The organism is Nocardioides sp. NPDC057577 (genome assembly GCF_042801335.1).
GTDB lineage: Bacteria > Actinomycetota > Actinomycetes > Propionibacteriales > Nocardioidaceae > Nocardioides.
Genome location: NZ_JBHVGB010000055.1, coordinates 13,982 through 31,313, shown reverse-complemented (window position 1 = coordinate 31,313; position 17,332 = coordinate 13,982). Strand labels below are relative to the sequence as shown.

Here is a 17,332-nt window from a genome sequence, read left to right as displayed (position 1 = left end):
CCCGGGGGGGGGCGGGCCGGCGGCGCCGTGCAGCCGGCCGGGCCGTAGGGATGGTTGTCGTCATGACCGGACTACTGCGAGGCCTTGCCGGACTTGGCGATGGAGTCGGTGACGATGCCGAGCTCTTCGCCGTCCTCACCGGTGCCGAAGAGCTTCTCCTTGACGCCCGACCAGTCGAGGCCGCCGAAGTCGTTCTCCAGGGTGAGCAGCTGCTTCGGAGCCGGGAACGGGTCGGCCGGGTCCTTGGCACCCTTGATGTCCTCGGGCTTGAGACCGACCGCGTCCCAGTCGACGACGCCGGGCTCAGCGGTGTTGACCGGGCGGAAGCCGGTCAGCGCGAACTGCTTCTGACCGCCCTGCGGGTCGAGGACGAAGTCGAGCCAGTCCTGCGACGGCTTGGAGGAGTCCTTGAGGATGGCACCGGGGTTCTCGATCAGGACCGTGGAGTCCGGGACGATGTAGTCGAAGCCCTCGCCCTGCTGAGCCGCGAGGATCGCCTCGTTCTCGTACGCGAGCAGCACGTCGCCGGTGCCGCCGAGGAAGGCGGTGGTGGCGTCGCGGCCCGAGTTGGTCAGGGTGACGACGTTCTTGAAGAGCTTGTCGAGGTACGCCTTGCCCTCCTCCTCGGTGCCGCCGTTCTTCACGACCGAGCCCCAAGCGGCCAGCGCGTTCCAGCGGGCGGCGCCGGACGAGGCCGGGTTGGCCGTGACCACTCCGACGCCGGGCTTGATCAGGTCCTCCCAGCCCTGGATGTTCTTCGGGTTGCCCTCACGAACACCGAGCACGACGATCGAGCTGGACACGATGCCCTTGTTGTCGCCGTCGTCCCAGGAGGCGTCGACGAGGCCGGCCTTCTCCAGGCGCTGTACGTCGGTGCCGACGGACAGGTGGACGTAGTCGGCCTTCAGGCCCGACTCGACCGCACGGCTCTGGTCGCCCGAGGCGCCGTAGGAGGTCTCGAAGGTGACGCCCTCGCCCTCGGGGGTCTTGTTGAACTCCTTGGCGATCGCCTTGTTGGCCGTCTCGGGGACGGCGAAGCCGACGATGGAGATCGACTCCGCGTCGCTGTCGCCACCGGAGCCACCGCACGCGGTCAAGGTCAGGATGCTCGCAGCGGCCAACGCCACTGCAACCTTGATCTTCTTCATCTGGTTCCTCACTTCTGCCCTGCCGAGTCAAGGTCGATCGGGTTACGAATGTCGAGGAGAATACTTGAATTAACCGACTGCATGTGAAAACACACGATCGGTCCGATCCTTGGACGACAACCGATCGCCGCGGCCGGCGGGCGGCCTCTAGACGGTCGTCGAGCTCGGCGGGGTCACGAGCGTCCGCAGGACCTTGCGGCGGTGGTGAACCGCCTCGGCGCTGAAGATGACCAGGGCGATCCAGACGATCGCGAAGCCGGCCCAACGGCCGGGAGGCATCGCCTCGTGGGCGATGAAGACACCGACGGCGAACTGCAGGATCGGCGCGAGGTACTGGAGCAGCCCGATCGTCACCATCGGCACCCGGATCGCGGCCGCACCGAAGCAGGCCAGCGGCACCACCGTGATCACGCCGAGGCTGATCATCAGGAGTACGTGGAGGACACCGTGGCCGACGAGCGTGCCGTTCCCGGTGGCCTGGAGAGCGATGATCAGTGCCAGCGCGAACGGCGCCGTCACGGCGGTCTCGACGGCGAGCGACTCGAACGGCCCGACCCCCGCGCTCTTCTTGAGCAGCCCGTAGGTGCCGAACGAGAAGGCCAGGATCAGCGCGACCCACGGCAGCCGGCCGTAGTCGATGGTGAGCACGACGACGGACACGAACGCGATCCCGAGCGCCACCCACTGCAGCTTCCGCATCCGCTCGCGCAGGATGATCACGCCCATCAGCATGGTGACCAGCGGGTTGGTGAAGTAGCCCAGGCTCGTCTCCACGATCCGCCCGTTGTTGACCCCCCAGATGTACGTCACCCAGTTGATCGAGATCACCGCAGCAGCCGCCGTCAGCAGCAAGAGCTTGCGCCGGTCGCGCAGGATCTCCGCCACCTGCTTGCGGCGCCCCACGATCAGCACCAGCGCTGCCGCGACCACCAGCGACCACAGGATCCGGTGTCCGAGGATCTCCCAGGCTCCGGCCGGTTCCAGGAGCGGGAAGTAGAGCGGGAACGCACCCCACATGACGTACGCCGCGGCGCCGAACATCACTCCACGCCGCTGCTCACTCACAGCCGTACGTTACCGCTCCGGGTATCCGTTCTTTACCCAAGGCCGAAACCCGAGATCTGCCGAAGCGTCACCCGCGTCGGCCGAGGCGTCAATCGCGTCGGCTGACACGTCACAGACGCGCCACCTCGGCCGACCTAACCGACGCCTCGGCCGACGTACGTGACGGCTCGGCAGGGACTGGTCAGACCGAGCGGACGGCGACGATGTCGGCGAAGGCCTCGAGCGCCTTGCGGACGGGTCCTTCGGGGAGCGGCGCGAGGGCGGCCTTGGCCTCCTCGGCGCGGGCCTGGACGTAGGCGCGAGCCTCGGCCAGCGCCGGGTGGGCGCGGAGGAGGGTGACGCACTCGGCCAGAGCCGCGTCGTCGGTGAGGTCGCTGTCGAGCAGCTCCAGGAGCCGGGCGTCGCCGGGCTCGTCCGAGCGGCGGACGAACAGCACCGGAAGCGTCGGGACACCTTCGCGGAGGTCGGTGCCCGGCGTCTTGCCGGACTCGTCGGAGGCGATGTCGAGGATGTCGTCGGAGAGCTGGAAGGCGACGCCGACGATGTCGCCGTAGGCGATCAGCGCGTCCTGGATCGACTTGTCGGCCCCGGCGAAGAGTGCACCGTAGAGCGCCGAGGTGGCGATCAGGACGCCGGTCTTCCCGGCCAGCACCTCGAGGTGGTGGTCGACCGGGTCGACACCCTCGGGCGGCGTGACGCCCTCGAGGATCTGCCCCTCGACGAGCTTGGCGAAGGTGGCCGCCTGGATGCGTACGGCCTCAGGGCCCAGCTCGGCGGTCAGCTCCGAGGAGCGGGCGAAGAGGAAGTCGCCGGTCAGGATGGCGACGTGGTTGTCGAAGCGGGCGTTGGCGGTGTCCTCACCGCGGCGCAATAGCGCCTCGTCCATGACGTCGTCGTGGTAGAGCGAGGCCTGGTGGGTGAGCTCGACGACGCAGGCGGCGGTGATGACCTCGTCGGAGAGCGTGTCCGGGCCACACTCGGCGGCCAGCAGCACCAGCAACGGCCGGAACCGTTTGCCGCCGGCCTCCAGCAGATGCGACGCCGCTTCCGTGACGAACGGGGAGCTGCTGCGGGAGTAGCCCGCCAGCTTCTCCTCCACGATCGCCATCCGAGCGCGCAGCCGCTGCTCGAGCTCGGGATCGGTGATCGGGAGGGCGAGTTCAGGGGCTCGGTCGGTGGGTGCGCTGGTGCTCACCCGATGAATCCTCCCGCATCCACCAACAGGCTGAGCACAGGGCCCGGAATTACACCCAACAAGACGGTGGCGACAGCGCTCAGTGCGATCACGACGGTGGTGGCGTACGAAGGGGTCACGACCGCGGCGGCGTCCTCGCGCGGGTCGGTGAAGAACATCACCATGATCATGCGGACGTAGAAGAAGATCGCGATGATGCTCGAGCCGATCGCGACCGCGACGACCGGCCACTGACCGGCGCCCAGCGCGGCCGCGAAGACGCCCCACTTGCCGATGAATCCGGCGGTCAGCGGCAGCCCCGCCATCGAGAGCAGGAAGACCGCGAAGGTCGCCGCGACCCACGGGTTGGACCGACCCAGGCCGGCCCAGCGCTCCAGCGAGCCGACCTCCCCGTTGGGCCCTCGCACCAGGGAGACGATCGCGAAGGCGCCGAGGGTCGCGAACCCGTAGGCGGTCAGGTAGAAGAGCACCGCCTGGGTGGAGCCGAAGGCGTCGGTCTGCACGCCGAGGAGGCCGGTCAGCAGGAAGCCGGTGTGGGCGACGGCGGAGTAGCCGAGCATCCGCTTCACATCGGTCTGGACCACCGCGAAGGAGGCGCCCAGCAGCATCGTCAGCACCGCGATGACGCCGATCGCCGGGCGCCAGATGTCGCCCTCCGCGCCGAAAGCGACGTAGAAGAGCCGGAGCATCGCGGCGAACGCGGCGATCTTGGTGGCCGCGCTCATCCACGCGGTGACCGGCGTCGGGGCGCCCTGGTAGACGTCGGGGGTCCAGGAGTGGAACGGCACCGCGCCGGTCTTGAAGAGCAGGCCGACGGCCATCAGGCCGATGCCGAGGAGCAGGAGCGGGCTGGAGCCGTCCTCGGCCGCCACGTCTCCGATCTCGGCCAACGACATCGACCCGGCGAAGCCGTAGACCAGCGCGAGACCGTAGAGGAAGATGCCCGAGGAGAACGCTCCGAGCAGGAAGTACTTCAGCGCCGCTTCCTGGGAGAGCAGCCGGCGACGCCGCGCCAGCCCGGTCAGCAGGTAGAGCGGCAGGGACAGCACCTCGAGGGCCACGAAGAGCATCAGCAGGTCGCCGGAGATGCAGAAGAGCATCATCCCGCCGACCGCGAACATCATCAGCGGGTAGACCTCGGTGTGCTCCAGTCCCCGCTGGGAGGCGGTGCGCTCGGCCGGTGTGCCCGGCAGGGCCGCGGCCTGACCGGCGAAGGCGCTCACACCGTTGTCGAGACGTCGCTCGGCGAAGAGCGCGACACCGCCGAGCGACACCAGCAGCACCAGCCCTTGGGAGAAGACCCCCGGGCCGTCGACGATGAGGGCACCCTCACCCGTCGAGGCACCGAGGCTGGACCCGGCGCCGACGGCGACGGTCCCGGCGAGCGCGGCGACCAGACCCGCCAACGCCAGCGACACCTGGGTGTTGAACCGCGCGGCACGCGGCGCGAAGGCCTCGACCACGACACCGGCACACGCCACGGCCAGCACCAGCAGGACGGGCCAGAGGGTGGCGTACGAAATTCCGGGGGACTCGAACATCGCGTCACTCACCTGCCTGGATGACATCAACAAGAGGAGCCACGACCGGCTGGGCCGCCGAGATCAGCGGTCCAGGGACGAAGCCGAAGAAGAGGAGGGCGACCAGCAGCGGAACGAGTACGCCGACCTCCCGCCGATCGAGGTCGCGGACCGGTCTGGAGAGCTGAGCGGGTCCGGTGAAGATCCGCTGGTAGGCCCACAGCACGTAGATCGCGGCGAGCACGATCGCGCTGACCGCGATGACGCCGACCAGCCAGTGGTAGTCGAAGGCGCTGATCAGGACCAGGATCTCGGAGACGAACTGGCTCAGGCCGGGTAGGCCGGCGGTCGCCAGACCGGCGATCAGGAAGGTGCCGGCGAGCACCGGGGTCGCCTTCTCCAGCCCCCGCATCGACGAGATCGAGGCCGTGCCCTTGCGGGCGATCAGGAAACCGGCGATCAGGAACATCGCCGCGGTCGCGACACCGTGGTTGACCATGTAGAGGATCGCTCCGACCAGACCCTCGCGGGTCGCCGCGAAGATGCCGAGCGTGATCAGCCCGAAGTGCGAGAGAGAGGTCAGACCGATCAGGCGGAGCAGGTCGTCCTGCCCGATCGCCAGCACCGCGCCATAGACGATCGAGATCAGCGCCAGCACCACCACGACGGGCGTCGCCCAGGCGGACGCCTCCGGCACCAGGCCCAGGCAGAGCCGGATCATGCCGAAGGTGCCGATCTTGTCGAGGACACACACCAGGAGCACCGAGGTCGGCGTGGTGGCCTGCTCGGTGGTGTCGGCCAGCCAGGTGTGCACCGGGAACAACGGCGCCTTGACCGCGAACGCGATGAACATCGCCACGAAGATCCAGCGCTCGGCGTTGGTGCCGATGTCGAGCTGGGCGAGGTCGCTGATCAGGTAGGACGGCGCCCCGGCCTCCGAGGAGACCACGAAGAACCCGATCAGCGCACCGAGCAGCACCAGCCCGCCGCCGAGCTGGAACATCAGGAACTTGAGCGCGGCTCGGGCCCGGTTGGGACCGCCGTGCTGGCCGATCATGAAGTACGCCGGGATCAGCGTCGCCTCGAAGGCGATGTAGAAGAGGAAGAGATCGCCGGCGGTGAAGGTGAGCAGCGCGAAGGCCTCCAGAGCCAGCGCCCAGGCGTACCACCGCTTGTCGTGGTCCTTGACCGCCGCGATCATCACGAGCGGCACCAGGACGACGGTCAGCATCACCATCAGCTTGCCGAAGCCGTCCATCTCGAGCGCCCAGTGGACGCCGAGCGGCTCGATCCAGAGGAGATCGGTGTCGGGGGCCGTGAACATCGTGACGATGCCGGCGATCAGGGTGGCGATCGCGAAGCCGAAGGCCCACGCCTTGGGCCGGGCCGGCATCACCGCGGTGATCAGCGCTCCCGCGAACGGGACGAGGACGAGGATTGTCAGCATCAGTTGACCACCAGGATCACGAGGGTCACCAGCACAGTGCCGCCGAGGACGGAGAGGGCGTAGGAACGTACGTAGCCGGTCTGTGCCTTGCGGAGCTCACCGGCGATCGCCGCGAGGGCGACCGGGCCACCGCTCATCAGGCCGTCGACGGCGTACTTGTCGGTCGCGAGGGCGCCGCGGGTGATCGCCATCCCGGGCGGCACCACGACGTCCTCGACGTGCGGGACGTGCAGGTAGGGAGTCGGCTCGGTCGTGATCGGGCGGCGTCCGAAGACGAACCCTGCGGCCGCGACCCCGATCGCGACGACCAGCACCGCGAGGACGGTGGTCGCCCAGACCGGGAGCGGACCGTGGTGCTCGGCGTGGCCGATCGCGACCACCGGCTCGAGCCAGTGCTCGATCCAGCCGCCGAGCGCGAAGACGCCACCGAGGATCGACAGCGCCGCGAGGACGACGAGCGGACCGGTCATGATCCGCGGCGACTCGTGCGGATATACGCCCTCGGGCCAGCGCTTGCGGCCGAAGAAGGCGAGCATCATCAGGCGGGTCATGTAGAACGCGGTCACACCAGCGGCCAGGAGGGCGATGATGCCGACCAGCCAGCTGTCGGCGAAGGCGACCTCGAGGATCTTGTCCTTGGACCAGAAGCCGGCGAAGCCGGGGAACCCGATGATGGCCAGGTAGCCCATCGAGAAGGTGAGGAACGTGACCGGCATCGCCCGGCTCAGGGCGCCGTAGTGCTTGAGGTTCACGTCGTCGTTCATGCCGTGCATCAGCGACCCGGCACCGAGGAACATGTTGGCCTTGAAGAAGCCGTGGGTGAGCAGGTGGAAGATCGCGAACGCGTAGCCCGGCCCGCCCAGCCCGGCGGCCAGCATCATGTAGCCGATCTGGCTCATCGTCGAGCCGGCCAGGACCTTCTTGATGTCGTCCTTCACGCAGGAGATCGCGGCACCCCAGATGATCGTCACCAGGGCGACGACCACGACCGCGGTCGAGGCGGCCTCGGCGGCGTCGAAGATCGCTGAGCTTCTCACGATCAGGTAGACGCCCGCCGTCACCATCGTCGCCGCGTGGATCAGGGCCGAGACCGGGGTCGGGCCCTCCATCGCGTCCAGCAGCCAGCCCTGCAGCGGCACCTGGGCGGACTTTCCGCAGGCACCGATGAGCAGCAGGATGCCGAGCCAGTTGAGGGTGGTCGTCGTGGTGTCGCTGATGTCGATCGCCGAGAACGACGTCGACCCGAAGGTGACGAAGCAGAGCGCGATCGCCAGGCTCAGGCCCATGTCACCGACGCGGTTCATCACGAACGCCTTCTTGGCGGCGGCGGCCGCGGACGGCTTGTACTGCCAGAAGCCGATCAGCAGGTAGGACGCCAGGCCGACGCCCTCCCAGCCGAGGAAGAGGCCGACGTAGTTCTCCGCCAGCACCAGCATCAGCATCGCGGCGAGGAAGAGGTTGAGGTAGCCGAAGAACCGGGTGCGCCGCTCGTCGTCGGCCATGTAGCCGACCGAGTAGATGTGGATCAGCGTGCCGACACCGGTGATGAGCAGCAGGAACAGGCTGGAGAGCTGGTCGTAGAGCAGGTCGTAGCCCACCGACAGGTCGCCGGTGTCGAACCAGGTGTAGAGGTGCTGGACGACCTGCCTGCTCTCCTCGTCGCGACCGAGGAGAGCGATGAAGAGGACGAGCGAGAGCACGAAGGACGCGCCGGCGAGCCCGACCGCGAGCCAGTGGCCGATCCGGTCGAAGAGAGCCGGCGCCAGCGGGCGGCCGATCAGGATCAGGGCCGCGCCGGCCAAGGGCAGCGCGATGACCAGCCAGATCAGCGAGAAGACGCCGCTGGCCTCGACAGGAGTTACCACTTGAGCATCCTTGGCTCGTCGACCGAAGCCGTGTTTCTGGTGCGGAAGATGGTCATGATGATCGCCAGCCCGACGACCACCTCAGCGGCCGCGACGACCATCACGAAGAACGCGGTCACCTGCCCGTCGAGGTTGCCGTGCATCCGGCTGAACGCCACCAGCGCCAGGTTGGCCGCGTTGAGCATCAGCTCGACGCACATGAAGACGACGATGGCGTTTCGCCTGGTCAGCACGCCGATCGTGCCGATCGTGAAGAGGATGGCGGACAAGATGACGTACGCCGTCGTGTTGTCTGTCATTCGTCCTCTCCTTCGTCTGCGCGACCACCGGCGAGGATCGCCGGGACCGACTTCGTGCTCTGCGACCCGTCCGGCAGCAGCGCCGGGGTGTCGTTGCTGTTGTGCCGCGCGAAGGTGCCCGGTGGGGGCAGCGGGCCGAGGTGCTTGCCGCTCTTCGCGTAGTCGGCGACCCGCTTCTGGGCCAGGTCGGTCTGGCTCTGCTTCGGGTCGATCCGCTCGCGGTGGGCCAGCACCATCGCGCCGATCGCGGCGGTGATCAGCAGCGCACTGGTCGCCTCGAAGGCGATCACGTAGCGCGAGAAGAGGAGGTCGGCGAGGCGTTGTACGTTGCCGCCCTCGTTGGCGCTGGACAGCCCGCGCATGGTGGCGATGCTCGCCTGGCCGACGCCCGCGATCAGCGTCGTGCCCAGCCCGACCCCCAGGACGACGGCGAGCACCTTCTGCCCCGCGATCGTCTCCTTCAGGGTGTCGGAGGTGTCGACTCCGACCAGCATGATCACGAACAGGAACAGCATCAGGATCGCGCCGGTGTAGACCACGATCTGCACCGCGAACAGGAACGGCGCCTCCAGCATCGCGTACATCATCGCCAGGCCGATCATCACGACCGCCAGCGACAGTGCGGCGTGGACCGGCTTGCGCGCGAACAGGAGGCCCATCGCCGCGATCACCGTGACCGAGGCGAGGATCACGAAGCTCATCGGATGGGCTCCTTGGGCTCCGGTGCGTAGTAGGAGGAGTCGTCGTTGCCGAGGAACATCGGGTGCGGAGGCGCCTCCATCCCGTCCTCGAGCGGCGCGAGCAGGTCCTGCTTCTCGTAGATCAGGCTCTCGCGCGAGGTGTCGGCGAGCTCGTACTCGTTGGTCATCGTCAGCGCCCGCGTCGGGCAGGCCTCGATGCACAGCCCGCAGAGGATGCAGCGCAGGTAGTTGATCTGGTAGACGCGGCCGTAGCGCTCGCCGGGGCTGTAGCGCTCCTCCTCGGTGTTGGGCGCACCCTCGACGTAGATCGCGTCGGCCGGGCAGGCCCACGCGCACAGCTCGCACCCGACGCACTTCTCCAGCCCGTCGGCGTGCCGGTTGAGCTGGTGTCGGCCGTGGAATCGCTCCTCGGTCGGCTCCTTCTGCTGTGGGTACTGCTCGGTGACCGGCTTCTTGAACTGGGTCCCGAACGTCACCGCGAACCCACTGACCGGGTCCCAGAAACGCTCCTTGAACGAGCGGTCGTCGTTGCTCACTTGGCCTCCTCAGGAGAGGGAAGAATGCGTACGCCGTTGGTGGCTGTCGGCACGGCCGGCGGTCCGAACACCAGTGGCTGCGCGGCGCCCCGCACGGCCCCGCCCTGCGGCAGGATGGGCGTGGGGAAGCCGCCGGTCGGCTTGGTGACCTGAGCCTCCTTCTCCGGAAGCCGGTTGAGGAAGCCGAGCACGACGACCACAGTGGCGGCCAGACCGAAGCCGAAGAGGATCCAGTTGGGACTGAAGCCGCCCTGGATCGCGGCCATCTTGATCACCGCGACCACGACGATCCAGGCGAGGCTCGCCGGCAGCAGGACCTTCCAACCGAGCGACATGAACTGGTCGTAGCGCAGCCGCGGCAGCGTGCCGCGCAGCCAGATGAAGACCCAGATGAAGAAGAACATCTTCAGGAAGAACCACAGCACCGGCCAGTAGCCCTCGTTGGCGCCGGCCCACACCGTGCCGAGGCCGAGCGGGGCCCGCCAGCCGCCGAGGAACAGCGTCGTGGCGAGCGCGCTGACGGTGGCCATGTTGATGTATTCGGCCAGGAAGAAGAGCGCGAACTTCAGGCTGGAGTATTCGGTGTGGAACCCACCGACCAGCTCACCCTCGGCCTCGGGGAGGTCGAACGGCGCGCGGTTGGTCTCGCCGACCATCGAGATGCAGTAGATCAGGAAGGACGGCAGCAGCAGGGCGCCGAACCACCAGTCCTCCTGGGCCGCGACGATCTGGCTGGTGGACAGGCTGCCCGCCATCAGGAAGACGGTGACGAGCGCCAGGCCCATGCTGACCTCGTAGGAGATCATCTGGGCGCTGCTTCGCAGTCCCCCGAGGAGGCTGTAGGTCGAGCCCGAGGCCCAGCCACCCAGCACGATCCCGTAGATGCCGATGCTGGCGATCGCCATCACGAACAGCACCGCGACCGGCATGTCGGTCAGCTGCAGCGGCGTCTGTACGCCGAAGAAGTTGACCTCCGGCCCGAACGGGATCACCGAGAACGTCACGAACGCGGGCACACACGCCAGGACCGGCGCGGTGATGAAGACGATCTTGTCGGCCTTCTCCGGGGTCAGGTCCTCCTTCAGCGCCAGCTTCACGCCGTCGGCGAGGGACTGGAGCAGACCGAACGGTCCGTGCCGGTTGGGCCCGATGCGGTGCTGCATCCGGGCCACGACCTTGCGCTCCCACCAGATGTTGAACAGCGTCAGCACGACGCAGACCACGAAGACGAGCAGGACCTTGATCGCGATGATCCACCAGGGGTCCTGGCCGAACTGCTCCAGCCCGTTCACTGCTGCGCTCCCTCGATGGTGACGGTCGAGCCCGGCGAGGCCAGATCCGCCCAGACGCCGCGCCCGAAGCTGTTCGTCGGCACCCACACGGTGCCGTCGGCCATCTCGGCCGGCAGCGCCGGGAGCGTCCAGCTCCCCCGGTCGCCGGTGACCGTCACGACATCACCGAGCTCCGCGTGGAGCGCTGCTGGGAGGCGTACGAAAGCGGGCCGGGCGGTCGCCGCCAGGGCCTTGTCACCGCTCTGCAGCGTCCCGTTGTCGAGCATCAGGTGCCACGTCGCCAGGCGAAGCCCCACCGAATCGGTAGTTGTGGCAGCCGAGTCGGTAGTTGTGGGCGACGATTCGACACTTTCGTCCGCCACTTCTACGGACTCGGCGTCCACAAGTGCGAACTCGGCGGTGATGTGCCCGAGGACCTCGGCGTCGGAGTAAGCCGCGGGCTTGTCGAAGACCTTTTCGAACGGGCGACGGCGGCCCTCCCAGGTGACGAAGGTGCCGGCTTTCTCCGAGGCGGCGGCGACCGGGAGTACGACGTCGGCGCGCTCGGTCACGGCGGTGATCCGCTGCTCGAGGCTGACCACGAAACCGGCCTGGTCGAGTGCTGCCAGGAAGGCGGCGGGGTCGGCGGTGTCGGCGGGGTCGACGCCGGCAACCAGCAGCGCGCCGAGGTTGCCGCGGACGATGGCCTCGGCGTCGAGACCGCCCTCGCCCGGGAGCAGGTCGGCCTCCACCGCGCCGCGGTCGCCGGCACGGCGCGGCACCCAGGCGAGCTTCGCGCCGGTGCGGTCGGCGAGCTCGGCAGCGGCGGAGTAGGCGCCGGAGCTGGTCGCCAGCCGCTCGCCGACCAGGATCACCGAAGCCTCGGTGACTTCGCTGACCTGCGACAACGCATCCTTCTCGGCACCGGGAGCGGTCAGGACGACCTCGGCTCCGAGCTTGCGGGAGCCCTCCGAGGCGTACGGGCTGAGGGTGGTGATCCGCAGACCCTTGCGGTTGGCCTTGCGCAACCGCAGGAAGAGCGTCCCGGCCTCGTCCTCGGGCTCGAGGCCAGCCAGGACGACGTGGTCGGCGGCATCGAGGTCGGCGTAGGTGACGCTCGTCCCCGCGACGCGCGAGCGCAGGAAGCCCGTCTCCTCCTCCGACAGCGGCCGCGAACGGAAGTCGATGTGGGGAGTGCGCAGGGTGTCGCGGGCGAAGGCGGCGTACGCCTTCGCGTCCTCCAGCGTCAGCCGTCCACCGGGCAGCACACCGACGGAGCCGGCACCTGCCAGCCCGGCGGCGGCGACGGCGACGGCCTCGAGCCACGACGCCGGCCGGAGCTCGCCGTCCTCACGGACCATCGGCGAGGTGAGCCGGTCGCGGACGGCGTAGCGGAAGCCGAAGCGGTCCTTGTCGGAGATCCACTCCTCGTTGACCTCCGGGTCGTTGCCGGCCAGGCGGCGCATGACCTTGCCACGGCGGTGGTCGACGCGGATCGCGGCGCCGCAGGCGTCGTGCTCGGCGACACCCGGCGTCGAGACCAGGTCGAAGGGCCGAGCCCGGAACCGGTAGTCGTCCGAGGTCAGGGCGCCCACCGGGCAGATCTGGATGACGTTGCCGGAGAAGTAGGACGAGAACGGCTTGTCCTCGGCGATGCCGATCTGCTGCTGCGCGCCGCGCTGGATCAGCGCGATCCCCGGGTCGCCCGGGATCTCCGCGGCGAAGCGGGTGCAGCGCTGGCAGACGATGCACCGCTCACGGTCGAGCAGCACGTTGGGCGAGAGGTTGATGGGCTTCGGGAACGTACGCTTCACGCCCTCGAACCGGGTCTCACCCTGGCCGTGGGACATCGCCTGGTTCTGCAGCGGACACTCGCCGCCCTTGTCGCAGACCGGGCAGTCCAACGGGTGGTTGACCAGGAGAAACTCCATGATCCCGTGCTGAGCCTTCACAGCCGTGGAGTTCTGCGTCTCCACCACCATGCCCTCGGCGACCGGGATCGTGCAGGAGGCCTGCGGCTTCGGGAAGCCGCGGCCGTTGCCGGCGTCGGGGATGTCGACCAAGCACTGCCGGCAGGCGCCGACGGGCGCGAGCAGCGGATGGTCACAGAAGCGCGGGATCTCGATCCCGGCCTCCTCCGCCGCCCGGATCACCAGCGTGCCCGCGGGCACCGTCACATCGGCGCCGTCGATCTTGAGCGTCACATCGGTCATGCCGCCGCCTCCGTAGAGAAAGTCGAAGAATACGGAAGCGGCGGCATGAAGCTCACCGTCGCTCGCTGTCGCTCGCTCACTGCACTGCCTCCGCCCATGCCGTCGACTTCTTGGCGTCGAAGGGACAGCCACCCTGCTCCAGATGGGCCAGGTATTCGTCCCGGAAGTACTGGATCGAGCTCGTGATCGGGCTCGTCGCGCCATCACCGAGCGCGCAGAACGAGCGGCCCAGGATGTTGTCGCACTGGTCGAGCAGCAGATCGAGGTCCTCGGGCTTCCCGTCGCCCTTCTCCAGCCGCTCCAGCACCTGCACCAGCCACCAGGTGCCCTCGCGGCACGGGGTGCACTTGCCGCAGGACTCGTGCTTGTAGAACTCCGTCCACCGCAGCACCGCGCGCACCACGCAGACGCTGTCGTCGAAGATCTGCAGCGCGCGGGTGCCGAGCATCGAACCGGCCGCCTGCACCCCCTCGAAGTCCAACGTCACGTCCAGGTGCTCCTGGGTGAACAACGGGGTCGAGGAGCCACCCGGGGTCCAGAACTTCAGCTCATGCCCGTCGCGTACGCCCCCGGCCAGCTCGATCAGCTTGCGCAGCGTGATGCCGAGCGGTGCCTCGTACTGCCCCGGCTTCTTGACGTGGCCGGAGAGCGAGAAGATACCGACGCCGGCCGACTTCTCGGTGCCCATGCCGGCGAACCAGTCGGCGCCGTTCTTCACGATCGCGGGCACCGAGGCGATCGACTCGGCGTTGTTGATCACGGTCGGGCTCGCGTAGAGACCGGCGACGGCCGGGAACGGCGGCCGCAGCCTCGGCTGACCGCGGCGCCCCTCGAGGGAGTCGAGCAGCGCGGTCTCCTCACCGCAGATGTAGGCCCCGGCACCGGCGTGCACGACCAGCTCGAGGTCGTAGCCGGAACCGTGGATGTTCGTGCCGAGATGGCCGGCCTCGTAGGCCTCGCGCACCGCGGCGCGCAGCCGCCGGATCACGTGCAGCACCTCGCCACGTACGTAGATGAAGGCACGCTCCGCGCGGATCGCGTAGGAGGAGATGATCACGCCCTCGACGAGGGTGTGCGGACTCGCCATCATCAGTGGGATGTCCTTGCAGGTGCCCGGCTCGGACTCGTCGGCGTTGACCACGAGGTAGCGCGGCTTGGGGTTCTCGGGGTCGGGGGCCGGCAGGAAACCCCACTTCACCCCGGTCGGGAACCCTGCCCCACCGCGACCGCGGAGCCCGGAGTCCTTGACCATCGTCTGTACGTCCTCGGGGGCCATCCCCAGAGCGACATCGAGCGCGTCGTAGCCGCCCTGCTCGGCATAGGCGGGCAGTGTCCAGGCCCGCTCGTCGGCCCAGTTGGCGGTCAGCACCGGGGTCAGGGTGTCAGTCATCGGACGCCTCCTCGGCGATCGTCTCCGACTCGGCGCGACTGGTGTCGGCGACCTCGACAGCCTCGGGCAGCTGCTCCGGCACATCGGCGGAACCATGGGCATCGCCTGGCGCGGCCCAGCCTCGCTCGCGGGCGAGCTCCAGCCCGACACGCGATGCCGGTCCGGCCGCGGGCCCCTCGTCGACGAGCCCGTCCTCGAAGCCGGCGAGGACCCGCTCGGCCTCGCGCCAGCTCGTGATCCGCGCCCCGCGCGAGGCCACGACCTCGCGGCCCTCACGCAGGTCGTCGACCAGCTGCGAGGCCGACTCGGGGGTCTGGTTGTCGAAGAACTCCCAGTTGACCATCACCACCGGCGCGTAGTCGCAGGCCGCGTTGCACTCGATGTGCTCCAGCGTGATGCTGCCGTCTGCCGTCGTCTCGTCGTTGCCGACCTCGAGCTTCTCGCGCAGGCAGGCGAAGATCTCGTCGCCGCCCATCACCGCGCAGAGCGTGTTGGTGCAGACGCCGACGTGGTGGGTGCCGACGGGATGACGCTTGTACATCGTGTAGAAGGTCGCCACCCCGCTCACCTCGGCGGGAGTCAGCCCCAAGACTTCGGCGCAGGCCTGGATGCCTTCGGGCGTGACCCGGCCCTCGACCGACTGCACCAGATGGAGCATCGGCAACAGGCCGGAGCGGGCCTGGGGATAGCGAGCGGCGATCTCGCGCAGCTCGTCGTAGGTCTCAGCAGCAAGCGTCATCGGTCGACGCCTCCCATCACCGGGTCGATGGACGCGATCGCCACGATCACGTCGGCGACCATGCCGCCCTCGGACATCACGCTCGTGGCTTGCAGGTTGGTGAACGACGGGTCCCGGAAGTGGACCCGGTAGGGCTTGGTGCCGCCGTCGCTGACCACGTGGGCACCGAGCTCTCCGCGCGGCGACTCGATCGCGACGTACGCCTGGCCGGCAGGCACCCGGAAGCCCTCGGTCACCAGCTTGAAGTGATGGATCAGCGCCTCCATCGACTCGCCCATGATGTGGCGGATGTGGTCGAGGGAGTTGCCCTGGCCGTCGGGGCCGACGGAGAGCTGCGAGGGCCAGGCGATCTTCTTGTCGGCCACCATGACCGGCGCACCGTCGAGGTCCGCGAGCCGCTTGAGCGCCTGCTCCATGATCCGCAGCGACTCCCACATCTCGGCCAGCCGGATCCGGAACCGGCCGTAGGAGTCGCAGGTGTCCCAGGTGATGACCTCGAAGTCGTAGTCCTCGTAGCCGCAGTAGGGCTGGGTCTTGCGCAGGTCCCACGGATAGCCGGTGCTCCGCAGGATGGGGCCGGTCAGACCGAGAGCCAGGCAGCCTTCCAGGTCGAGGTAGCCGACCTGCTCCAGGCGACCCTTGAAGATCGGGTTGGCGTTGCACAGCGCCGCGTATTCGGCCAGGCGCTTCTTCATCAGCTCGATGAACTCGCTCACCCGCGCCACCGTGCCCTCCGGCACGTCCTGGGCGACGCCGCCGGGGCGGATGTAGGCGTGGTTCATCCGCAGTCCGGTGATGAACTCGAACAGGTCCAGGCACAGCTCACGCTCGCGGAACCCGATCGTCATCACGGTCAGCGCGCCGAGCTCCATGCCGCCGGTCGCGATCGCCACCAGGTGGGACGAGATCCGGTTGAGCTCCATCAGCAGGACCCGGATGACCTCGGCCTTCTCCGGCACCTCGGCACCGATGCCGAGCAGCTTCTCCACCCCGAGGACGTACGCCGTCTCGTTGAAGATCGGGGACAGGTAGTCCATCCGGGTGACGAACGTGGTCCCCTGCGTCCAGGACCGGTATTCCATGTTCTTCTCGATGCCCGTGTGCAGGTAGCCGATCCCGGCACGCGCCTCGGTGACCGTCTCGCCCTCGAGCTCGAGGATCAGCCGGAGCACCCCGTGGGTCGAGGGGTGCTGCGGGCCCATGTTGACGACGATCCGCTCGTCCTTGACGTCCTTGAGGGCGTCGGTCAGCTCGTCCCAGTCCTGGCCGGTGACGGTGAACGTACGTCCCTCGTCCTCTGTGGTCGTCATGAGTAGCTCCTCCGGGTGTCCGGCGGCGGGATCGTCGCGCCCTTGTATTCCACCGGGATCCCACCGAGCGGGTAGTCCTTGCGCTGCGGGTGGCCCGGCCAGTCGTCGGGCATCAGGATCCTGGTCAGGCCCGGGTGGCCGTCGAAGACGATCCCGAACATGTCGTAGGTCTCGCGCTCGTGCCAGTCGAGCGTCGGGTAGATGGCCACCGCGCTCGGCACGTGCGGGTCCTCGTCGGGAGCCGCGGTCTCGACCCGCACCCGGCGGTTGTAGGTCATCGAGAGCAGGTGGTAGACCGCGTGCAAACCGCCGGCCTGACCATCAGCGCCCTGGTCATCGGGGTAGTGCACCCCGCTCACTCCCGAGCAGAGCTCGAAGCGCAGCTCGTCGCGGAGCACCTGCAGGGCCTCGAGCAGCCGCTCGCGGCGTACGTGGAAGGTCAGCTCGCCGCGGTGGATGACAGCCTCCGCCTCGGTGAAGGCGAGAGCGTCGGCGATCTCCTTGAACCAGCCACCGTAGGGCTGCACGCCGACGTCGCTGGTGCGGCTCGGCATCGCGTGCTGGCGGGTGAGACCGCCGTAGCCGCTGGTGTCGCCGGTGTCGCTCACGCCGAACATGCCGCTGTTCTGCTGT

15 protein-coding genes are annotated in these 17,332 nt (G+C 68.5%); all 15 read right to left on the bottom strand.

Annotated elements, in window-relative coordinates; translation table 11 throughout:
• Positions 1-71: 71 nt before the first annotated feature.
• Positions 72-1,148 carry a sulfate ABC transporter substrate-binding protein gene (locus ACFU7D_RS13520; RefSeq protein WP_378867778.1) on the bottom strand — a complete coding sequence of 359 codons (1,077 nt, stop codon included), beginning with the start codon at positions 1,146-1,148 and terminating at the stop codon, positions 72-74.
• A 147-nt stretch (positions 1,149-1,295) separates the two neighbouring features.
• Positions 1,296-2,213: an EamA family transporter RarD gene (gene rarD, locus ACFU7D_RS13515; RefSeq protein WP_378867776.1), complete on the bottom strand. Its 918-nt coding sequence runs from the start codon at positions 2,211-2,213 to the stop codon at positions 1,296-1,298.
• 181 nt (positions 2,214-2,394) lie between these two features.
• Positions 2,395-3,408 carry a polyprenyl synthetase family protein gene (locus ACFU7D_RS13510; RefSeq protein WP_378867774.1) on the bottom strand — a complete coding sequence of 338 codons (1,014 nt, stop codon included), beginning with the start codon at positions 3,406-3,408 and terminating at the stop codon, positions 2,395-2,397.
• Positions 3,405-4,949 carry an NADH-quinone oxidoreductase subunit NuoN gene (gene nuoN / locus ACFU7D_RS13505; RefSeq protein ID WP_378867772.1) on the bottom strand — a complete coding sequence of 515 codons (1,545 nt, stop codon included), beginning with the start codon at positions 4,947-4,949 and terminating at the stop codon, positions 3,405-3,407. Before nuoN ends, ACFU7D_RS13510 begins: the two co-directional genes overlap by 4 nt.
• A 4-nt stretch (positions 4,950-4,953) precedes the next feature.
• Positions 4,954-6,375: a NuoM family protein gene (locus ACFU7D_RS13500; protein ID WP_378867770.1), complete on the bottom strand. Its 1,422-nt coding sequence runs from the start codon at positions 6,373-6,375 to the stop codon at positions 4,954-4,956.
• The gene (nuoL, locus tag ACFU7D_RS13495; protein ID WP_378867768.1) at positions 6,375-8,240 is read right to left on the bottom strand and encodes an NADH-quinone oxidoreductase subunit L; all 1,866 of its coding nucleotides are present in this window, start codon (positions 8,238-8,240) and stop codon (positions 6,375-6,377) included. Before nuoL ends, ACFU7D_RS13500 begins: the two co-directional genes overlap by 1 nt.
• Positions 8,234-8,539, bottom strand: a complete 306-nt coding sequence (gene nuoK / locus ACFU7D_RS13490; protein ID WP_008356449.1) for an NADH-quinone oxidoreductase subunit NuoK — start codon at positions 8,537-8,539, stop codon at positions 8,234-8,236. The genes nuoL and nuoK overlap by 7 nt, the downstream gene beginning before the upstream one ends.
• Entirely contained in the window at positions 8,536-9,240 is a 705-nt protein-coding gene (locus tag ACFU7D_RS13485) for an NADH-quinone oxidoreductase subunit J (protein ID WP_378728963.1), read from the bottom strand. Before ACFU7D_RS13485 ends, nuoK begins: the two co-directional genes overlap by 4 nt.
• On the bottom strand, positions 9,237-9,776 hold the full coding sequence (nuoI, locus tag ACFU7D_RS13480) for an NADH-quinone oxidoreductase subunit NuoI (protein ID WP_378867766.1): 540 nt from the start codon (positions 9,774-9,776) through the stop codon (positions 9,237-9,239). The genes ACFU7D_RS13485 and nuoI overlap by 4 nt, the downstream gene beginning before the upstream one ends.
• Positions 9,773-11,068: an NADH-quinone oxidoreductase subunit NuoH gene (nuoH, locus tag ACFU7D_RS13475; RefSeq protein ID WP_378728965.1), complete on the bottom strand. Its 1,296-nt coding sequence runs from the start codon at positions 11,066-11,068 to the stop codon at positions 9,773-9,775. Before nuoH ends, nuoI begins: the two co-directional genes overlap by 4 nt.
• Positions 11,065-13,260: an NADH-quinone oxidoreductase subunit G gene (locus ACFU7D_RS13470; protein ID WP_378867764.1), complete on the bottom strand. Its 2,196-nt coding sequence runs from the start codon at positions 13,258-13,260 to the stop codon at positions 11,065-11,067. Before ACFU7D_RS13470 ends, nuoH begins: the two co-directional genes overlap by 4 nt.
• A gap of 76 nt (positions 13,261-13,336) precedes the next feature.
• Positions 13,337-14,650, bottom strand: a complete 1,314-nt coding sequence (gene nuoF / locus ACFU7D_RS13465) for an NADH-quinone oxidoreductase subunit NuoF (protein WP_378867762.1) — start codon at positions 14,648-14,650, stop codon at positions 13,337-13,339.
• The gene (nuoE, locus tag ACFU7D_RS13460; protein ID WP_378867760.1) at positions 14,643-15,389 is read right to left on the bottom strand and encodes an NADH-quinone oxidoreductase subunit NuoE; all 747 of its coding nucleotides are present in this window, start codon (positions 15,387-15,389) and stop codon (positions 14,643-14,645) included. The genes nuoF and nuoE overlap by 8 nt, the downstream gene beginning before the upstream one ends.
• Positions 15,386-16,699: an NADH-quinone oxidoreductase subunit D gene (locus tag ACFU7D_RS13455; protein ID WP_378728969.1), complete on the bottom strand. Its 1,314-nt coding sequence runs from the start codon at positions 16,697-16,699 to the stop codon at positions 15,386-15,388. The genes nuoE and ACFU7D_RS13455 overlap by 4 nt, the downstream gene beginning before the upstream one ends.
• Positions 16,696-17,316, bottom strand: coding sequence for an NADH-quinone oxidoreductase subunit C (locus ACFU7D_RS13450; protein ID WP_378729003.1), 621 nt, complete (start codon positions 17,314-17,316; stop codon positions 16,696-16,698). The genes ACFU7D_RS13455 and ACFU7D_RS13450 overlap by 4 nt, the downstream gene beginning before the upstream one ends.
• Positions 17,317-17,332: the final 16 nt, after the last annotated feature.